Source organism: Oryzisolibacter propanilivorax (assembly GCF_900103645.1).
GTDB classification, from domain to species: Bacteria; Pseudomonadota; Gammaproteobacteria; order Burkholderiales; family Burkholderiaceae_C; genus Melaminivora; species Melaminivora propanilivorax.
Map to the genome: position 1 here is coordinate 105,287 of NZ_FNHP01000008.1, position 14,854 is coordinate 120,140.

Genomic DNA, 14,854 nt, shown 5'->3' on the forward strand with positions numbered 1-14,854 from the left:
CAAGCCTGCAAGCCGGCAAGGCCCGCCACTCTCGCGAGAGCGCGCTGAGCCTATCAGATGTTTCACCACGAACAACAGGCTTGCAATGGAAGAAATCCGATGCGGCAACTGCCGCCGCAAACTCGGCGAGGGCGTCTACCTGGCCCTCTCCATCAAATGCCCCCGCTGCGGGGCGCTCAACCAGCTGAGGGCCCAGGGCCCCTCACCAGCACGCCGCCGAGCGTCAGAACCCCAAGGGACGCTCAGTGGCAAACCCCACAACCAAGAAAGCGCCGGCGCCACGCCGGCAAGGTGAGAACGGCTTCAAGTACAAGCCGCGGTACGGCCTGCTCGTGCCATGCGAGAACGAGGCCGACCAGCAGCGCCGCTACGCGCGCCTGACCCGGCTGGGCATGCGCCCGAAGGTGGTGTGCGTATGAAGGTCGCCATTCACCACCGCTGTGAGGACTTCAGCAGCTACCGCGCCGCCCGCGTGAAGTCCCTGTTCAACGTGGACAGCGGCGCCAACTTCCGGCTCGAGGCCGATCTCGACCTGGACAGCGCCCCCTGGCAGATCGGCGTCATCGTCGGGCCCAGCGGCAGCGGCAAGACCAGCATGGGCCGCGCGTTGTGGGGCGACAGCGCGGTTTACGCGCCTGCTTGGCCTGCGGACGCGCCCATCATCGACGCCATCACACCCGAGGGCGCCTTCGACGTGGTGACGGCCGCGCTGTCCAGCGTGGGTCTGGGCAGCGTGCCCACTTGGCTGCGGCCGCACCCCGTGCTCTCCAATGGCGAGCAGTTCCGCGCCAACTTGGCTCGGTTGATCGCCGAGGCGCCCCAACGCGCCGTGCTCGACGAGTTCTCCAGTGTGGTGGACCGTCAGATCGCGCGCATTGGTGCCGGCGCCTTCGCCAAAGCCTGGCGCCGCACGGCTGGCCAGGTGGTGCTGCTGAGCTGCCACTACGACATCCTGGACTGGGTGCAGCCGGACTGGGTGTTCGACACGGCCAGCGGGCAGTTTTCACGGGGGTGGCTTCGGCGCCGGCCGCGCATCGACGTGGAGGTTTTGCAATGCGGCTGGGAGCACTGGCCAGCCTTTGAGCCGTATCACTATCTGAAGCTGCCGCACATGATCGCCGCCACCAACTACGTGGCCACCGTCGACGGCCAGCCCGTGGCCCATGTAGCCGTCAGCACGCGCAGCCGCACCGAGGCGCGGGCCTGCCGCTTGGTCGTCATGCCCGAGTGGCAGGGCGCCGGCGTCGGCCTGCGGTTCCTGGACACCGTCTGCGATCGGTGGCGGATGGGCCAGAACCGCTACGGGCGGCCGATGCTGACGCTGTTTCACACCAGCCACCCGGGACTGGCCAGCGCGCTGCGCCGCTCGCCCCGCTGGACACAGGTCTCGGCCGCGCTGGTGGGCCAGCACAAGGGCCGCAGCATGGCCAGCATTGCCCGCTCGGCCGAGCGCGGCGGCACCGTCAATGCCGGCTCGGGTTACGGCGGGCACTTTCGCGCCGTGCAGGGCTTTCGCTACCTGGGAGAGCCGCTATGCGCGTGATGATCGTGGGCCAGAAGTGGCTGGCGGCCGAGCTGCTCGGACTGTGCCTGGCGCGCGGCGACGACGTAGCCGCCGTGAGCGCCCCGCGCACCGACGACCGCCTGGCAGCAGTGGCCATGGACGCCGGCGTGCCGTTTTGCCAGGTGGCGGGCCGGCTCACGGCCGAGTGGGTGCCGGCCGGCGTCGACGTGATTCTGTGCGCGCACGCCCACGTCTTCGTGACCGCCGAGGCGAGGGCGCGCGCGCGGTTCGGGGCGCTGGGCTACCACCCCAGCCTCCTGCCGCGCCACCGGGGGCGGGACGCGGTGTGCTGGGCGGTCCACATGGGCGACCAGGTCAGCGGAGGCACCGCCTACTGGATGGACGACGGCGCGGACACCGGGCCGGTGGCCGCGCAGGACTGGTGCTGGATACGGCCGGGCGACACGCCCGAGCTGCTTTGGCGCAGGGACCTGGCGCCCATGGGCCTGCGGCTGTTCGGCCAGGTGCTGGCCGCGTTGGACGCTGGCCAGATGCCGAGCAGCCCCCAAGACCCGCAGTTGGCGACCTGGGAGCCGGCCTTTCGGGCTCAGCAGTTGCTGGCGCAGAGCCCGTAGACGTGCGAGGGAAGCCTGTGGTCGACGCTCAGCTCGGTCACGGCCTGGGCGACGATGAGTTTCTCCTCCGGCGTGAGGCCGCTCACATCCCCGAGCACCCAGTTGCACTGCTCTGGGCCTCGGGCCCACGGCTGCTCCACGATCGGCCAAGACACCCGCAGGACGTCAACCGAGAGGCCCCGGACATGGTGCAGGGCAATGATCCGCTTCAGCAGGGCGTCCTGCAGGGCGGGCTTGGACAAAGTGACAGGAAACATGGTGTTGCACCCGTAGTAGTTAAGGTGACGCCATGGTGCTATCACGACAAGGCCTGCGCCCAACTGTAATTAAGTTGCATTAGGCGAAATGTCGCCTGCGATTAGTTTTCACAGTTCTCAGGGTTGAGTTTTCTCGACGCGCTTCAGCGGTTGGCGGTGCGGCGCAATGGCGACCGCCGAGTGTGCGGCGAATGGGCTGGGCTGGCCGCGGCAGACGCCGCAAGCGCCTCAGCCGTGTTCTGCCAGCAAATCCTGCAGCGCCTGCACCTGCTGGCGCAGGCGCTGGTTCTCCGCTTCCAGTTCGGCCACGCGCGCTTGCAGTGCGGCGGCGTCGGGGGCGGACGAAGCGGAGCTGGAGGCGTCCTGCGAGGCGCTACCGGCCGGCGCCGGGTCCGCCTTGGGTTTCTTTTTCGCGTCGCGCACCCGTTTGGCAGCCTGCTTGAGTTCCTGTGCACCGCCGGCCGCAGCACTGCGCTGCTCGTCCTCGGGCAGGCTGGCGACTACGGCGGCGGCGTTCAGCGACAGCTCGCCCGAGCGCACCGCGGCTACCACTTCAGGCGCGGCGTTCTGGTGGATGGCCTCGATCATCTTCACCTGCGCGGCGGTCAGGCGCGCGGCGCGCGCCAGCGCCTCGCGCGTGTCCAGCGCCTCGTCGGGCACTCTGGGCACGCTGGCCAGGGCGCGTGCCACGGCCGGGTCGGCGTCGCCTTCCCAGGGCGCGTCGGCAGCGCCTTCAGGCGCTTCGGCCTTGGCCGCCACCACAGCGGCAGCGGCGGCGGCGCGGCGCGCGGCGATGATCTCGCGCTTGCGCAGCGCCAGCACGCCGCGCTGGAACTCGGACACGCTGCGCCGGCCCAGGTGCTGGTCGATCATCCACAGGTGCACGTCCTCCAGGCTCTGGAAGTGCGTGTTCTGCACGGTGCGAAACGGCAGGCCGTGCTTGGTGCAGATGCCGTGGCGGTTGTGCCCGTCCACCAGCACCTTGCCCCACAGCACCAGCGCGTCGCGACATCCTTCGGCCAGGATGGAGCGCTCCAGCGCTTCGTGCTCGTCGGGGGTTAGGGGGTCGATGTAGGCCTGCAGCTCGGGCAGGAGGGTGATGTCTGCGGGGTCGATGGCGTCGAGATTCGTGGTCATGGGTCGGGGAAAAGCAAAAGGCCCGGGTGGGCCTTTTTGTCAAAAACAGGAGCTGCGAGCCCTGGTGTTTCAATCGTTTCAGGTGAATTTGACCTTCAAGGCGTTGAAACACACCGGCATGCAGCTATGAAAATCAGAGCAAACGAGCGATCAGCGCGCCTTGGGCCGGGCCGTCGAGCGGGATGCGCACGCGGATCGGGCTGCCCTGGGCGACCTGCACCGGCGCGCCGTCCAGGTTGAACATTTCCTTGAGTTCGATCTGGCGGTTGCCGCTCGGGTGGATGATCTCCAGCGTGTCGCCGACCGCAAAGCGGTTTTTGGTCTCCACCTCGGCCATGCCGTCGGCCCAGCCGCGCACCTCGCCGACGAAGTGGCTGCGCTGCAGCACGCTGTGGCCGGTCTCGTAGTTCTGGTAGTCGTGGGCCGGGCGGCGCTCCAGCAGGCCGCCGGTGTAGCCGCGGTTGGCCAGGCCTTCCAGCTCGGTGATGAGGTGCGGGTTGAACGGCCGGCCGGCCACGGCATCGTCGATCGCGCGGCGGTAGACCTGGGCGGTGCGCGCCACGTAGTACAGGCTCTTGGTGCGGCCCTCGATCTTCAGCGAATCCACGCCGATCTTCACCAGCCGCTCCACGTGCTCGACGGCGCGCAGATCCTTGCTGTTCATGATGTAGGTGCCGTGCTCGTCCTCCATGATGGGCATCAGCTCGCCGGGGCGGCCGATCTCCTCGATCAGGTAGACCTGGTCGGCCTTCGGGTGGCGCTGGCCGCTGCCGCAGGTGCTGGTGAACTGGCTGTCGGCTTCCTCGCGCGCGGCATCGAAGCTGAAGGCCTCGCCGCCGCTGCTGTCCATGCGCGTGGCCAGCGCCTCGCCGGTGTTCGGGTCCACGGCGGCGTCGTGCGTCTTGTATTCCCAGCGGCAGGCGTTGGTGCAAGTGCCCTGGTTGGGGTCGCGCCGGTTGAAGTAGCCGCTCAGCAGGCAGCGGCCCGAGTAGGCGATGCACAGCGCGCCGTGCACGAAGACTTCCAGCTCCATGTCGGGGCATTCCTGGCGGATCTTCTCGATCTCGTCCAGGCTCAGCTCGCGCGACAGGATGATGCGCGACACGCCCATCTTCTGCCAGAACTTCACCGTCGCCCAGTTGGTGGTGTTGGCCTGCACCGAGAGGTGGATTTCGGTCTCCGGCCACTTCTCCTTGACCATCATGATCAGGCCCGGGTCGGCCATGATGAAGGCGTCGGGCCGGCAGGCGATGACCGGCTCGATGTCGCGCAGGTAGGTGCGCACCTTGTCGTTGTGCGCGATCAGATTGCTGGTAACGAAGAATTTCTTGCCGCGCGCGTGCGCCTCGGAGATGCCCTGGGCGATCTGCTCCAGGCGGAACTCGTTGTTGCGCGCGCGCAGGGAGTAGCGCGGCTGGCCGGCATAGACGGCGTCGGCGCCGAAGTCGTAGGCGGCGCGCATCTTGTCGAGCGAGCCGGCGGGCAGCAGCAGTTCGGGGCTTTTCATGGCGGGGCGGTGTGGCCGGGGAAACCGGCGATTGTCTGTGAAGCGGAAAGGGCGTGGTGCCGGGCGGGTTGCACGCAGGCCGCGGCCCGGTGGGCGAAAGCTCTTGTTTTGATAGCTGGTGGCCCTTGACCTGCAAGGGCTGCAGCCTGTTTTCGCCTAAACCCGCCGCTTGTCCAGCTTGCGCGTCAGCGTGCGCCGATGCATCCCCAGGCGCCGTGCGGCCTCGGAGATGTTGAAGCCGGTCTCAGCCAGCACCTCGTGGATGCGCTCCCACTCCAGCGTCTTGATGGAGCTGGCGCGCTGCGTCAGCTCGACCGCGTCGGTGCCCTCGGTGCGGGCAAAGGCGGCCTCGATGTCGTCGGTGTTGGACGGCTTGGCCAGGTACTGGCAGGCGCCGAGTTTGACCGCCTGCACGGCGGTGGCGATGCTGGCGTAGCCCGTCAGCACCACGATTAAAAGGTCCTCGTCGAAAGCGTGTAGCGCGCGCACGCAGGCCAGGCCGTTGGCCTCGCCACGCAGCTTCAGGTCGACCACGGCATGCGTCGGGTGCTGCGTGGCCAGCACTGCCTGCACGGCAGACAGGCTGTCGGCATGCAGCACGCGCCAGCCGCGGCGCGTGAACGAGCGCGCCAGCGTGCGCGCGAAGGCCTCGTCGTCCTCCACCAGCAGCAGCAGGCGGTCGTCGTCGTCTTCCTCTCCGGTCGTGTCCATGGCGGTGGTACGGTCCTTGTGGCTACAGGGCGATGGCCGACAGCGGCAGCGTCAGCGTGACGCGCGCGCCACCACCCTCCAAGTTGTCGGCATGCAGGCCGCCGCCCAGGGTGCGCGCCACGGTCATCGCCAGGAACAGGCCCAGCCCGCCGCCCGGCCGGCCCTTGCTCGACTGGTAGGGTGTGCCCAGCTGGCGCAGCATGCCGGGGGCAAAGCCGGGGCCGCGGTCGGTGACGGTGATGCACAGCGCCTGGCCGTCGGCACTGCGCGCGGCCACCAGCTGCACCCAGTCGGGCGACGCTTCCCGGGCATTGTCCAGCACGTTGAACACCATCTGCTGCAGCGTGGCATCGGCCACCATCGGCTGGTCCTGGCCGAAGCGGTTGTCGTAGTCGAAGTGCGCCAGCGAGCGCGTGGCGCGCCACTCGGCCACCAGCTCGTCCAGGAAGCGCCGCACGCTGGTCTGCGCCGAAGCCTCGCCGCGCGCGCCACCGGCCGACAGCAGGATGCCGCTGACGATGGTCTTGCAGCGCTGCACCTGCGCCTGCATCTCGGCGATCTCCTGCTGCAGCTGTGCGTCGCCGGCCAGCTGCGGGTCATGCCGCCAGTCGCCCAGGATCACGGCCAGCGTGGACAGCGGCGTGCCCAGCTCGTGCGCCGCTCCGGAGGCCAGCAGGCCCAGGCGCAGCACGTGTTCCTCTTCGGTGGCGCGCTGGCGGATGGCGGCCAGGCGGGCGTCGCGCTGGCGCAGGTTGCGCGCGATGCGCTGCATGAACACGCCCACCAGCGCCGCGTTCAACACGAAGCACGCCAGCAGACCCAGCACATAGGGACTGGACAGTCCGTGCGAGAAATCGATGCGTAGCGGCAGTGGCAGGTGAAAGCGCGTCAGCAGTGCCACGCACAGGGTGGTCACCGCCACCAGGGTCCACAGGTGCCGGCTGGGCAGCAGCACCGCACCCAGCGTGACCTGCAGCAGGTACAGATAGATGAAGGGATTGCCGGCGCCGCCGCTCAGGTACAGCTGCACCGTCAGCACCGTCACGTCCACCAGCAGCGCCAGCAGCAGCTCAATCGGGCGCACGCTGAAGGCTGCGCGCAAGCGCAGCCGGCTGACGGTGTTGAACGCCGCCAGACAGGCGACGACCAGCAGCATCTCGCGCAGCGGCAAGGTCAGGCCCAGGCCATAGTGCGCGACCTCGATGGTGAAGACCTGGCCGATCACGGCCAGCCAGCGCAGCTGGATCAGCTGCTGCAGGTTCTTCAGCCCGGCGGTGGTGTCGGCCGAGCGCGCCTTGTGTTGAGGCATCGCGGCAGGAAAAGCGGTGGCGGTGGCACCGCCCATCATGGCGCAGGTCGCGCAGCTGCGCGCAGGCGCAACTCGTAGCGCGTCACCAGCACGGCGGCGACCAGCACCAGTGCCGCCAGGCCCCACCAGGTCAGCACATAGGCCAAGTGGCTGTTGTGGAAGCGCACCACGGTCAGGCCGGCGCGCGGCCAGGGGGCATTCAGGTCAGGCGGTGCGTCGGGCGCTGCCTGCGGCCCGGGCAGGCCCTGGTCGATGAAGAACGGCGCGGCGTGCGGCAGGCCCTGCGCCTGGGCGATGGCCTGCACGTCGCGCGAATGCCAGCGGCCCTCGGCCGGCGCGTTGCGGCGCAGAAAGCCGCCGCCGGGCTCGCCCATGCGCAACAGGCCGACCACTTGGACGTCGCCGCTGGCGCTGGCGATCGGATCCTGCCGCGCCCAGTCGGCGCGCAGCGCCTGCGGGATGAAGCCTCGGTTGACCAGCACCTGGCCGCTGCCGTCCGCCAGTTGCAGCGGCGTCAGCACCCACCAGCCGGCGCCCAGGGCCGTAGTGGCCTGGGTCAGCACGGTCTTGTCCGCCAGCCAGCGCCCGGCGGCGTGTACCGGCTGGTACTCGTGCGTGTCGGCACGCACCTGCGGCCACTGCGCGGCGGCAGGCAGCGCCACGGGCGCGGCCTGCAGGTGCCGCTCAACCCGCTCGATCAGGTCGAGCTTCCACACGCGCCGCTCCAGCTGCCACCACCCCAGCGCCGCGAACAGCGCAAAAAGCGCAACGCCCGCCAGCGCCAGCAGGGCCAGCGCGGCGGGCGGATGCGGCCGGCGCGGGGTGCGCGCGGGCCGGATGGGGTCAAGCGTCAAGGTGTGTGGCGGTGCGCCGGGGCGGAGGCCGGCGCCATCGGGTTGGCGTGGTCCGGCATCATGTGCGCGTTCATGTGGAACATGACCCACAGCGTGCCGGAGATCGTCACCGCCACGAAGACCACCGCGAAGATGGTGGACAAGAGCGTCCAGCCGCCCTGGATCTTGCCGTTCATGTGCAGGAAGTAGACCATGTGCACGATGATCTGCACGGCGGCCAGCACCCCCAGCACCACCACCAGCGTGGCCTTGTCCTGGATAACGCCGGCCATGACCAGCCAGAACGGAATCACCGTCAGGACGACGGCCAGCACGAAGCCCTTCACATAGTCGCCCATGGTGACGTGCAGGTCGTCGTGTTCCTCGTGCCCATGGCCGTGGTCGGCGTGGGCGGCATGCAGGTGTTGTTGCGCGCTCATGGTCACAGCACTCCCATCAGATAGACGAAGGTGAACACGCCGACCCAGACTACGTCCAGGAAGTGCCAGAACATGGACAGGCAGTTGATGCGGCGCACGTTGGCGGGGGTGATGCCGTGGCGCTTGATCTGCACCATCAGCGTCACCAGCCAGATGATGCCGAAGGTGACGTGCAGGCCGTGCGTGCCCACCAGGGTGAAGAACGACGACAGGAAAGCGCTGGTCTGCGGCGTCGCGCCCTCGTGGATCAGGTGCGCGAACTCATACAGCTCCACCGCCAGGAAGGCCAGGCCCAGCAGGCCGGTGATGGCCAGCCACAGCAGCGTGCCGCCCACGTTTTTCGCCTGCTTTTGCAGCATGGCGAAGCCGAAGGTGATGGACGACAGCAGCAGGAAGGCCGTGTTGATGGCCACCAGCTTGAGGTCGAACAGCTCGGCGCCCGTGGGGCCGCCGGCGTACGCCCGGCCCAGCACGCCGTAGGTGGCGAACAGCGCCGCGAAGATGAGCACGTCGCTCATCAGGTACAGCCAGAAGCCCAGCGAGGTGCCGTTTTCCGGGTGCGGCTCGTGCGCCAGGTGGTAGGTGCGCTGCGCGGGGGCAGCGCTCGGGGCCTTGGCGGCGGTCGCCGCCGCGCCGGGGTGGGTCAGGGTGATGTCAGACATGGGCAGCCTGGGCCAGTTGCCGGGTGCGCAGCGCTTCTGCGTCGGCCACGTCGGCCGCCGGGATGTAGTAGTCGCGCTGGTAGTTGAAGGTATGCACGATGGTGGCCAGGATGATGGCCGCCAGCGAGCCGATGGCCAGCGGCCACATGTGCCAGATCATGGCGAAGCCGAACAGCGTGGACAGCATCGCGATCACAAAGCCCGCCGCCGTGTTGGCCGGCATGTGGATCGGCGCGAAGCCCGACAGCGGACGCTGGTAGCCGTGCTTCTTCATGTCCCACCAGGCATCGATCTCGTAGGCCACCGGCGTGAACGCGAAGTTGTACTGCGGTGGCGGCGACGAGGTGGCCCACTCCAGCGTGCGCGCGTCCCACGGGTCGCCCGTCAGGTCGCGCAACTCGCTGCGGCGCTGGAAGCTCACCGCCAGCTGGATCAGGAAGCAGGCGATGCCGGCAGCGATCAGCACCGCGCCGAAGGCAGCGACCACGAAGAACGGCTGCACCGTCGGGTCCTCGAAGTGGCTCACGCGACGCGTCACGCCCATCAGGCCCAGGATGTAGGGCGGCAGGAACGCCACCCAAAAGCCGGTGAGCCAGAACCAGAACGAGGCCTTGCCCCACGACTCGACCAGGCGGTAGCCGAAGGCCTTCGGGAACCAGTAGTTGATGCCGGCGAACACCGCGAACACCACGCCGCCGATGATCACGTTGTGGAAGTGCGCCACCAGGAACAGCGAGTTGTGCAGCACGAAGTCCGCCGGCGGCACGGCCAGCAGCACGCCCGTCATGCCGCCGATGGCAAACGTCACCATGAAGCCGATGGTCCACATCATGGGCACCGTGAAGCGGATGCGGCCACGGTACATGGTGAACAGCCAGTTGAAGATCTTGGCGCCCGTCGGGATCGAGATGATCATCGTCGTGATGCCGAAGAAGGTGTTCACCGTTGCGCCCGAGCCCATGGTGAAGAAGTGGTGCAGCCACACCAGATACGACAGGATGGTGATGACCACCGTGGCGTACACCATCGAGGTGTAGCCGAACAGGCGCTTGCGCGCGAAGGTGGGCACGATCTCCGAGTACACACCAAACGCCGGCAGCACCAGGATGTAGACCTCGGGGTGGCCCCAGATCCAGATCAGGTTCACGTACAGCATGGAGTTGCCCCCCAGGTCGTTCGTGAAGAAGTGCGTGCCGAGGTAGCGGTCCAGCGTCATCAGCACCAGCGCGGCGGTGAGGATGGGGAAGGTGGCCACGATCAGCGCGTTGGTGCACAGGGCGGTCCAGGTGAAGATGGGCATCTTCATCAGCTGCATGCCCGGCGCGCGCATCTTGATGATGGTCACGATCAGGTTGATGCCCGACAGCGTCGTGCCCACCCCCGCGACCTGCAGGCCCCAGATGTAGTAGTCCAGCCCCACGCCCGGGTCCTGCGCGCCCAGGTTGGACAGCGCCAGCCAGCCCGAGGTGGAGAACTCGCCCAGGAACAGCGACAGCATGACCAGCACGGCGCCGCCGGTGGTCATCCAGAAGCTGAAGTTGTTCAGGAACGGGAAGGACACGTCGCGCGCGCCGATCTGCAGCGGCACCAGGTAGTTCATCAACCCGGTGACGAACGGCATGGCCACGAAGAAGATCATGATCACGCCGTGGGCGGTGAAGATCTGGTCGTAGTGGTGCGGCGGCAGGTAGCCCAGGTTCTCGCCCACGGCCATGGCCTGGTGCAGGCGCATCATGATCGCGTCGGCGAAGCCGCGCAGGAACATGACCAGGCCCAGGATCATGTACATGATGCCGATCTTCTTGTGGTCGATGGAGCAGATCCAGTCGCGCCACAGCGGGCCCCACAGGCGGTATTTGGACAGTGCGGCCAGCACCACCAGGCCACCCAGTACCACGGCGATGAAGGTCCACAGCACGATCGGCTCGTGCGCCATGGGAACGGAATCCCAGGTGATGCGCCCCAGCAGCCAGTGGGGCGGCGACGTCATGTGTTCAGGAGACATAGCGAATTCGGCGTTGTTTCTCGTGGGCTATCGGAGGGGCGGCGGGCTCAGTGGCTGCCTGCCTGGGGCGTGACGGCGCGCGCGTCCTTGGCCATTTCGGTCTGGTGCATGCAGGTATGGCCATCCTCGACGCAGCGGTTGAGCACGCGGTCGTACAGATCGGCCTGGACGCTGGCGAAGCGCTGCACCGGGTCGCGCTCGCTGGGCTTGGCCAGCTGCAGGTAGCTGGCCTGGTCGAGCGCCTTGCCGTCCGCGCGTGCCTGCTCGACCCAGCGCTGGAAATCGGCTTCGGGCAGTCCATGGAACTTGAACGTCATACCTGAAAACCCTGGGCCGCTGTAGTGCGAGGCCAGCCCCGGATACACGCCGGCGCGGTTGATGATGGCATTCAGCTCGGTCTGCATGCCGGGCATGGCGTAGATCATGCCGGCCAGGTCAGGCACGTAGAACGCATTCATGGTCGAGGTGGCGGTGAGCTTGAACAGGATCGGCCGGTCCACCGGCGCCGCCAGCTCGTTCACCGTGGCGATGCCTTGCTCGGGGTAGACGAACAGCCATTTCCAGTCCATGGCCACCACCTGCACCTCCAGCGGCTTCACGCCTTCGGCCAGCGGGCGCTGGGCGTCGATGCGGTCCAGCGGCCGGTACGGGTCCAGCTTGTGCGTGCCGATCCAAGTGATGGCACCCAGGGCGATGATGATCATCAGCGGCACCGTCCAGATCACCAGCTCCAGCACCGTGGAGTGGTGCCAGTCCGGCTCGTATGGCGCCGACTGGTTCGACTGGCGGTACTTCCAGGCGAACACCAGCGTGGCGATGATGACCGGCACGATGATCAGGAGCATCAGCAGCGTGGCGGTGATGACCAGGTTGCCCTGCTGGGCCGCCACGTCGCCGGCCGGGTTGAGCACGACGGCCTTGCTGCAGCCAGCCAGCGCGACGCTGGCAGCGACCGCCGCCAGCCAGGCCGACGCTCGGAAGGGTTGATTTTTCAACATGCGAGAAAGTAGGGGAAAACCGGCACGCGCCAACGGCCCGTGTTGCGGGTAAATGCGGATGGATCGGCAACTCGCAACTGTAATACCGCTAGCGCATGCGCGGGTGGGACATTTTGTCCTGCATCAAGAAGTGCCGGTTGTGGCAAGCGGGTCAACACCGGGGTTGAGGCAGCGCAAGACAAATTTACCCGCCGTGTGCGGTGAAAGCTCACTTGTTGGCCCTGGAGCTTGGGTGTAGAACGTGCGGCAGGCTTGAGATGCATCAAGCGGTCTGACCACCCTCGTCCAAGGAGTTGCCACACATGCACAGCAGTTCAATGGCCATGCCCCTGCATGGCGCCCGGGGCGACGCCTCGCTGGAACACGCCGACACGCACGAGGACGTCACCCCTTCCGAAATCGCCGTGGGCGTGATCATCGGGCGGGCATCCGAGTATTTCGATTTCTTCGTCTTCGGCATCGCCTGCGTGCTGGTGTTCCCGCAGCTGATGTTCCCGTTCCTGTCGCCGCTGGCCGGCACGCTGGCGGCGTTCGGCGTGTTCGCCCTGGCCTTCATCGCGCGACCGTTCGGCACCGCGCTGTTCATGGCGGTGCAGCGCCTCTGGGGACGCGGCACCAAGCTGACCCTGGCGCTGTTCCTGCTGGGCAGCAGCACCGTCAGCATGGCGCTGATGCCGGGTTACGAGAGCGCCGGCACGGCCGCCATCGCGGCGCTGGTGCTGCTGCGCATCGGCCAGGGCGTGGCCACCGGCGGCTCCTGGGACGGCCTGCCGTCGCTGCTGGCCATGGCGGCACCGAAGGAGCGGCGCGGCTGGTACGCCATGGTCGGCCAGCTGGGTGCGCCCGCCGGCTTCGTGCTGGCGGCGGCGCTGTTCGCCTACCTGTACAGCCACCTGACGAGCGCAGAGTTCCTGGCCTGGGGCTGGCGCTATCCGTTCTGCGTGGCGTTCGCCATCAACGTGGTGGCGCTGTTCGCGCGCCTGCGCCTGGTGGTCGGGCAGTCGTATGCCGAGTTGCTCGAGGAGCGCGAGCTGCAACCCGTGGGCGCGGCGCAGCTGCTGCGCGAGGAGGGCGGCAACGTCTTCCTGGGCGCGTTCGCCGCGCTGGCCAGCTTCGCCCTGTTCCATGTGGTGACCATCTTCCCACTGTCGTGGATCTCGCTGTATTCCGAGCGCAGCATGACCAGCGTGCTGAACGTGCAGGTGCTGGGTGCGTTGCTGGCCGGCTGCGCGGTGATGCTGTCCGGCCAACTGGCCGACCGCATCGGCCGGCGCAATCTGCTGGGCGGCATGGCGGTGCTGATCGGGCTGTTCAGCATCGCTGCGCCCTGGCTGCTGGACGGCAGCGTGACCGGCGGCAACATCTTCTTGCTGGTGGGCTTCGTGCTGCTGGGCCTGTCGTATGGTCAGGCCTCGGGCACGGTGACGGCCAACTTTTCGCCGCAGCTGCGCTACACCGGCGCGGCCTTGTCGTCCGACCTGGCGTGGCTGTTCGGCGCTGCCTTTGCGCCGCTGGTGGCGCTGGGCCTGTCGTCGCGCTTTGGGCTGGTGGGCGTCAGCGCCTATCTGCTCTCGGGCGTGGCGTGCACGCTGCTGGCGCTGCGCATCAACCGCCTGATCGAGCAGCAGCAGCGCGCCTGAGCACATTGCGCCGGCAACATGCCCGCGCAATGTGGACGTTTTTGGCTGCCGGCCCTTGCACAGCAAGCGCCGGCAGCTATTTTTTTGCTAGCTGCAGGCCCGCCGTGCGTCCTCAGTCCTTGGGCCGGAAGCCAATGACCAGCGACGGCGGCACGCGTCCGTCCACGTCGCGCGGCAGGGTTTCGGTCTTGTGCAGGGCGCGCACCACGGCCTCGTCCCAGGACTTATTGCCGCTGGACTGCACCACGCGCACGCTGGTGATGGTGCCGTCCGGCGCCGCACGCACCTCCACCTCGGCGCGCGGGTTGCCCGAGACGGCATCCGGGTAGACGATGTTGGGCCGCACCTTGGCCGCCACCTTGCCGCCGTAGCCGGCGGAGATGCCGCTGCCGCCCGCGCCCTTGGACGCGCCGCCCGGGCCGCTGTTGCGCTGTGCGCTGCCGCTGGCGCTGTCGTCACCGGTGGCGCCAGCCAGGCCGGCGATGCGGCGCAGCTGCTCCTTGCGCAGCTCCTCGGCGCGTTTTTCCTCGGCTTCGGCGCGGCGCTTGTCCTCGGCGGCCTTTTTCTTCTTCTGCTCTTCGGCGCGCGCTTGCTTCTCGCGCTCCGCCTTCTCGGCTTTTTCACGCTCGGCCTTCTCGCGTTCGGCTTTTTCGGCCTTCTCGCGCTGCGCTTTTTCCTTCTCGGCCTTCTCGCGCTGCGCCTTGTCGCGCTCGGCTTTTTCACGCTCGGCCTTTTGCTGTGCCTGGCGCTCTTTCTTTTCCTGCTCCAGGCGCTCGCGGCGCTCTTCTTCCTTGCGCTCGCGCTCGCGCTTGTCGCGCTCCTGCTGTTGCTGGCGTTTCTTGTCTTCTTCCAGGCGCTTTTTCTTCTCGCGCTCCAGGGCAATGTCGGCCTCGCGCGTGTCGGGCACGGCAGCCTTGGGTGGTGGCGCAGGGGGCGGCGGAGGCGGCGCCGGGCGCGGCGCGGGGGCCGGTGCCGGCCGCGGCGCAGGCGGCGGGGGTGTCGGGTCGCTGGCGCGCGGCGCGGCCTGTTGCGGCACGGCCGACCACAGCTCTGCCTGCACGGCCGGCGCATCGTCGCTGGCCTTCCAGTGCACGCCCCAGGTCAATGCGCCGATCAGCACCAGGTGCGCCAGCACCGCCAGCGCGACGGCGCGCGAGCGCCCGGGCGGGCGCGGAGGGGCAAACTGGTCGCGTTCACTGGCGGGGGACATGCGGCG

General features: G+C 68.2%; 16 protein-coding genes. 5 read left to right on the forward strand and 11 right to left on the reverse strand.

The window, feature by feature from the left end; translation table 11 throughout:
• Nucleotides 1–85: 85 nt before the first annotated feature.
• The 4 genes from BLQ61_RS13405 to BLQ61_RS13415 are packed head-to-tail and all read left to right on the forward strand — an operon-like array spanning nt 86 to nt 2,139.
• The gene (locus BLQ61_RS13405) at nt 86–295 is read left to right on the forward strand and encodes a Com family DNA-binding transcriptional regulator (RefSeq protein ID WP_091571231.1); all 210 of its coding nucleotides are present in this window, start codon (nt 86–88) and stop codon (nt 293–295) included.
• A complete protein-coding gene (locus BLQ61_RS17415; RefSeq protein WP_175488294.1) occupies nt 246–419 on the forward strand; it encodes a hypothetical protein in 174 nt (57 codons plus the stop codon). Before BLQ61_RS13405 ends, BLQ61_RS17415 begins: the two co-directional genes overlap by 50 nt.
• Nucleotides 416–1,543: a GNAT family N-acetyltransferase gene (locus BLQ61_RS13410; protein WP_091571234.1), complete on the forward strand. Its 1,128-nt coding sequence runs from the start codon at nt 416–418 to the stop codon at nt 1,541–1,543. The genes BLQ61_RS17415 and BLQ61_RS13410 overlap by 4 nt, the downstream gene beginning before the upstream one ends.
• On the forward strand, nt 1,534–2,139 hold the full coding sequence (locus tag BLQ61_RS13415; protein WP_091571237.1) for a formyltransferase family protein: 606 nt from the start codon (nt 1,534–1,536) through the stop codon (nt 2,137–2,139). Before BLQ61_RS13410 ends, BLQ61_RS13415 begins: the two co-directional genes overlap by 10 nt.
• Here the strand turns inward: BLQ61_RS13415 and BLQ61_RS13420 are convergent.
• The 10 genes from BLQ61_RS13420 to cyoA form a co-directional block, all read right to left on the reverse strand.
• Complete coding sequence (locus tag BLQ61_RS13420; RefSeq protein ID WP_175488295.1) at nt 2,112–2,396, reverse strand: hypothetical protein; 285 nt, start codon at nt 2,394–2,396, stop codon at nt 2,112–2,114. The genes BLQ61_RS13415 and BLQ61_RS13420 overlap by 28 nt on opposite strands.
• 228 nt (nt 2,397–2,624) lie before the next feature.
• The gene (locus BLQ61_RS13425) at nt 2,625–3,533 is read right to left on the reverse strand and encodes a plasmid replication/partition related protein (RefSeq protein ID WP_091571242.1); all 909 of its coding nucleotides are present in this window, start codon (nt 3,531–3,533) and stop codon (nt 2,625–2,627) included.
• A gap of 133 nt (nt 3,534–3,666) precedes the next feature.
• A complete protein-coding gene (gene trhP, locus BLQ61_RS13430; RefSeq protein WP_091571244.1) occupies nt 3,667–5,040 on the reverse strand; it encodes a prephenate-dependent tRNA uridine(34) hydroxylase TrhP in 1,374 nt (457 codons plus the stop codon).
• Nucleotides 5,041–5,196: 156 nt separating this feature from the next.
• On the reverse strand, nt 5,197–5,751 hold the full coding sequence (locus BLQ61_RS13435; RefSeq protein ID WP_091571247.1) for a response regulator transcription factor: 555 nt from the start codon (nt 5,749–5,751) through the stop codon (nt 5,197–5,199).
• A gap of 22 nt (nt 5,752–5,773) precedes the next feature.
• Nucleotides 5,774–7,060: an ATP-binding protein gene (locus BLQ61_RS13440; RefSeq protein ID WP_245704064.1), complete on the reverse strand. Its 1,287-nt coding sequence runs from the start codon at nt 7,058–7,060 to the stop codon at nt 5,774–5,776.
• A 35-nt stretch (nt 7,061–7,095) separates the two neighbouring features.
• Nucleotides 7,096–7,914: an SURF1 family protein gene (locus tag BLQ61_RS13445; protein ID WP_425415622.1), complete on the reverse strand. Its 819-nt coding sequence runs from the start codon at nt 7,912–7,914 to the stop codon at nt 7,096–7,098.
• Nucleotides 7,911–8,333, reverse strand: a complete 423-nt coding sequence (gene cyoD / locus BLQ61_RS13450) for a cytochrome o ubiquinol oxidase subunit IV (RefSeq protein WP_091571249.1) — start codon at nt 8,331–8,333, stop codon at nt 7,911–7,913. The genes BLQ61_RS13445 and cyoD overlap by 4 nt, the downstream gene beginning before the upstream one ends.
• A gap of 2 nt (nt 8,334–8,335) precedes the next feature.
• Nucleotides 8,336–8,995 (reverse strand): cytochrome o ubiquinol oxidase subunit III, encoded by a 660-nt coding sequence (gene cyoC, locus BLQ61_RS13455; protein WP_091571252.1) that lies wholly within the window; start codon nt 8,993–8,995, stop codon nt 8,336–8,338.
• Nucleotides 8,988–10,985, reverse strand: coding sequence for a cytochrome o ubiquinol oxidase subunit I (gene cyoB / locus BLQ61_RS13460; protein WP_425415623.1), 1,998 nt, complete (start codon nt 10,983–10,985; stop codon nt 8,988–8,990). Before cyoB ends, cyoC begins: the two co-directional genes overlap by 8 nt.
• 62 nt (nt 10,986–11,047) lie before the next feature.
• Nucleotides 11,048–11,998: a ubiquinol oxidase subunit II gene (gene cyoA, locus BLQ61_RS13465; RefSeq protein ID WP_091571257.1), complete on the reverse strand. Its 951-nt coding sequence runs from the start codon at nt 11,996–11,998 to the stop codon at nt 11,048–11,050.
• A 302-nt stretch (nt 11,999–12,300) separates the two neighbouring features.
• On the opposite strand from cyoA, the gene BLQ61_RS13470 reads away from it, so the two are divergent.
• The gene (locus BLQ61_RS13470; protein WP_091571260.1) at nt 12,301–13,638 is read left to right on the forward strand and encodes an MFS transporter; all 1,338 of its coding nucleotides are present in this window, start codon (nt 12,301–12,303) and stop codon (nt 13,636–13,638) included.
• 112 nt (nt 13,639–13,750) lie between these two features.
• Here BLQ61_RS13470 and tolA read toward each other — a convergent pair whose 3' ends face one another.
• Entirely contained in the window at nt 13,751–14,848 is a 1,098-nt protein-coding gene (gene tolA / locus BLQ61_RS13475; RefSeq protein WP_091571262.1) for a cell envelope integrity protein TolA, read from the reverse strand.
• Nucleotides 14,849–14,854 lie beyond the last annotated feature (6 nt).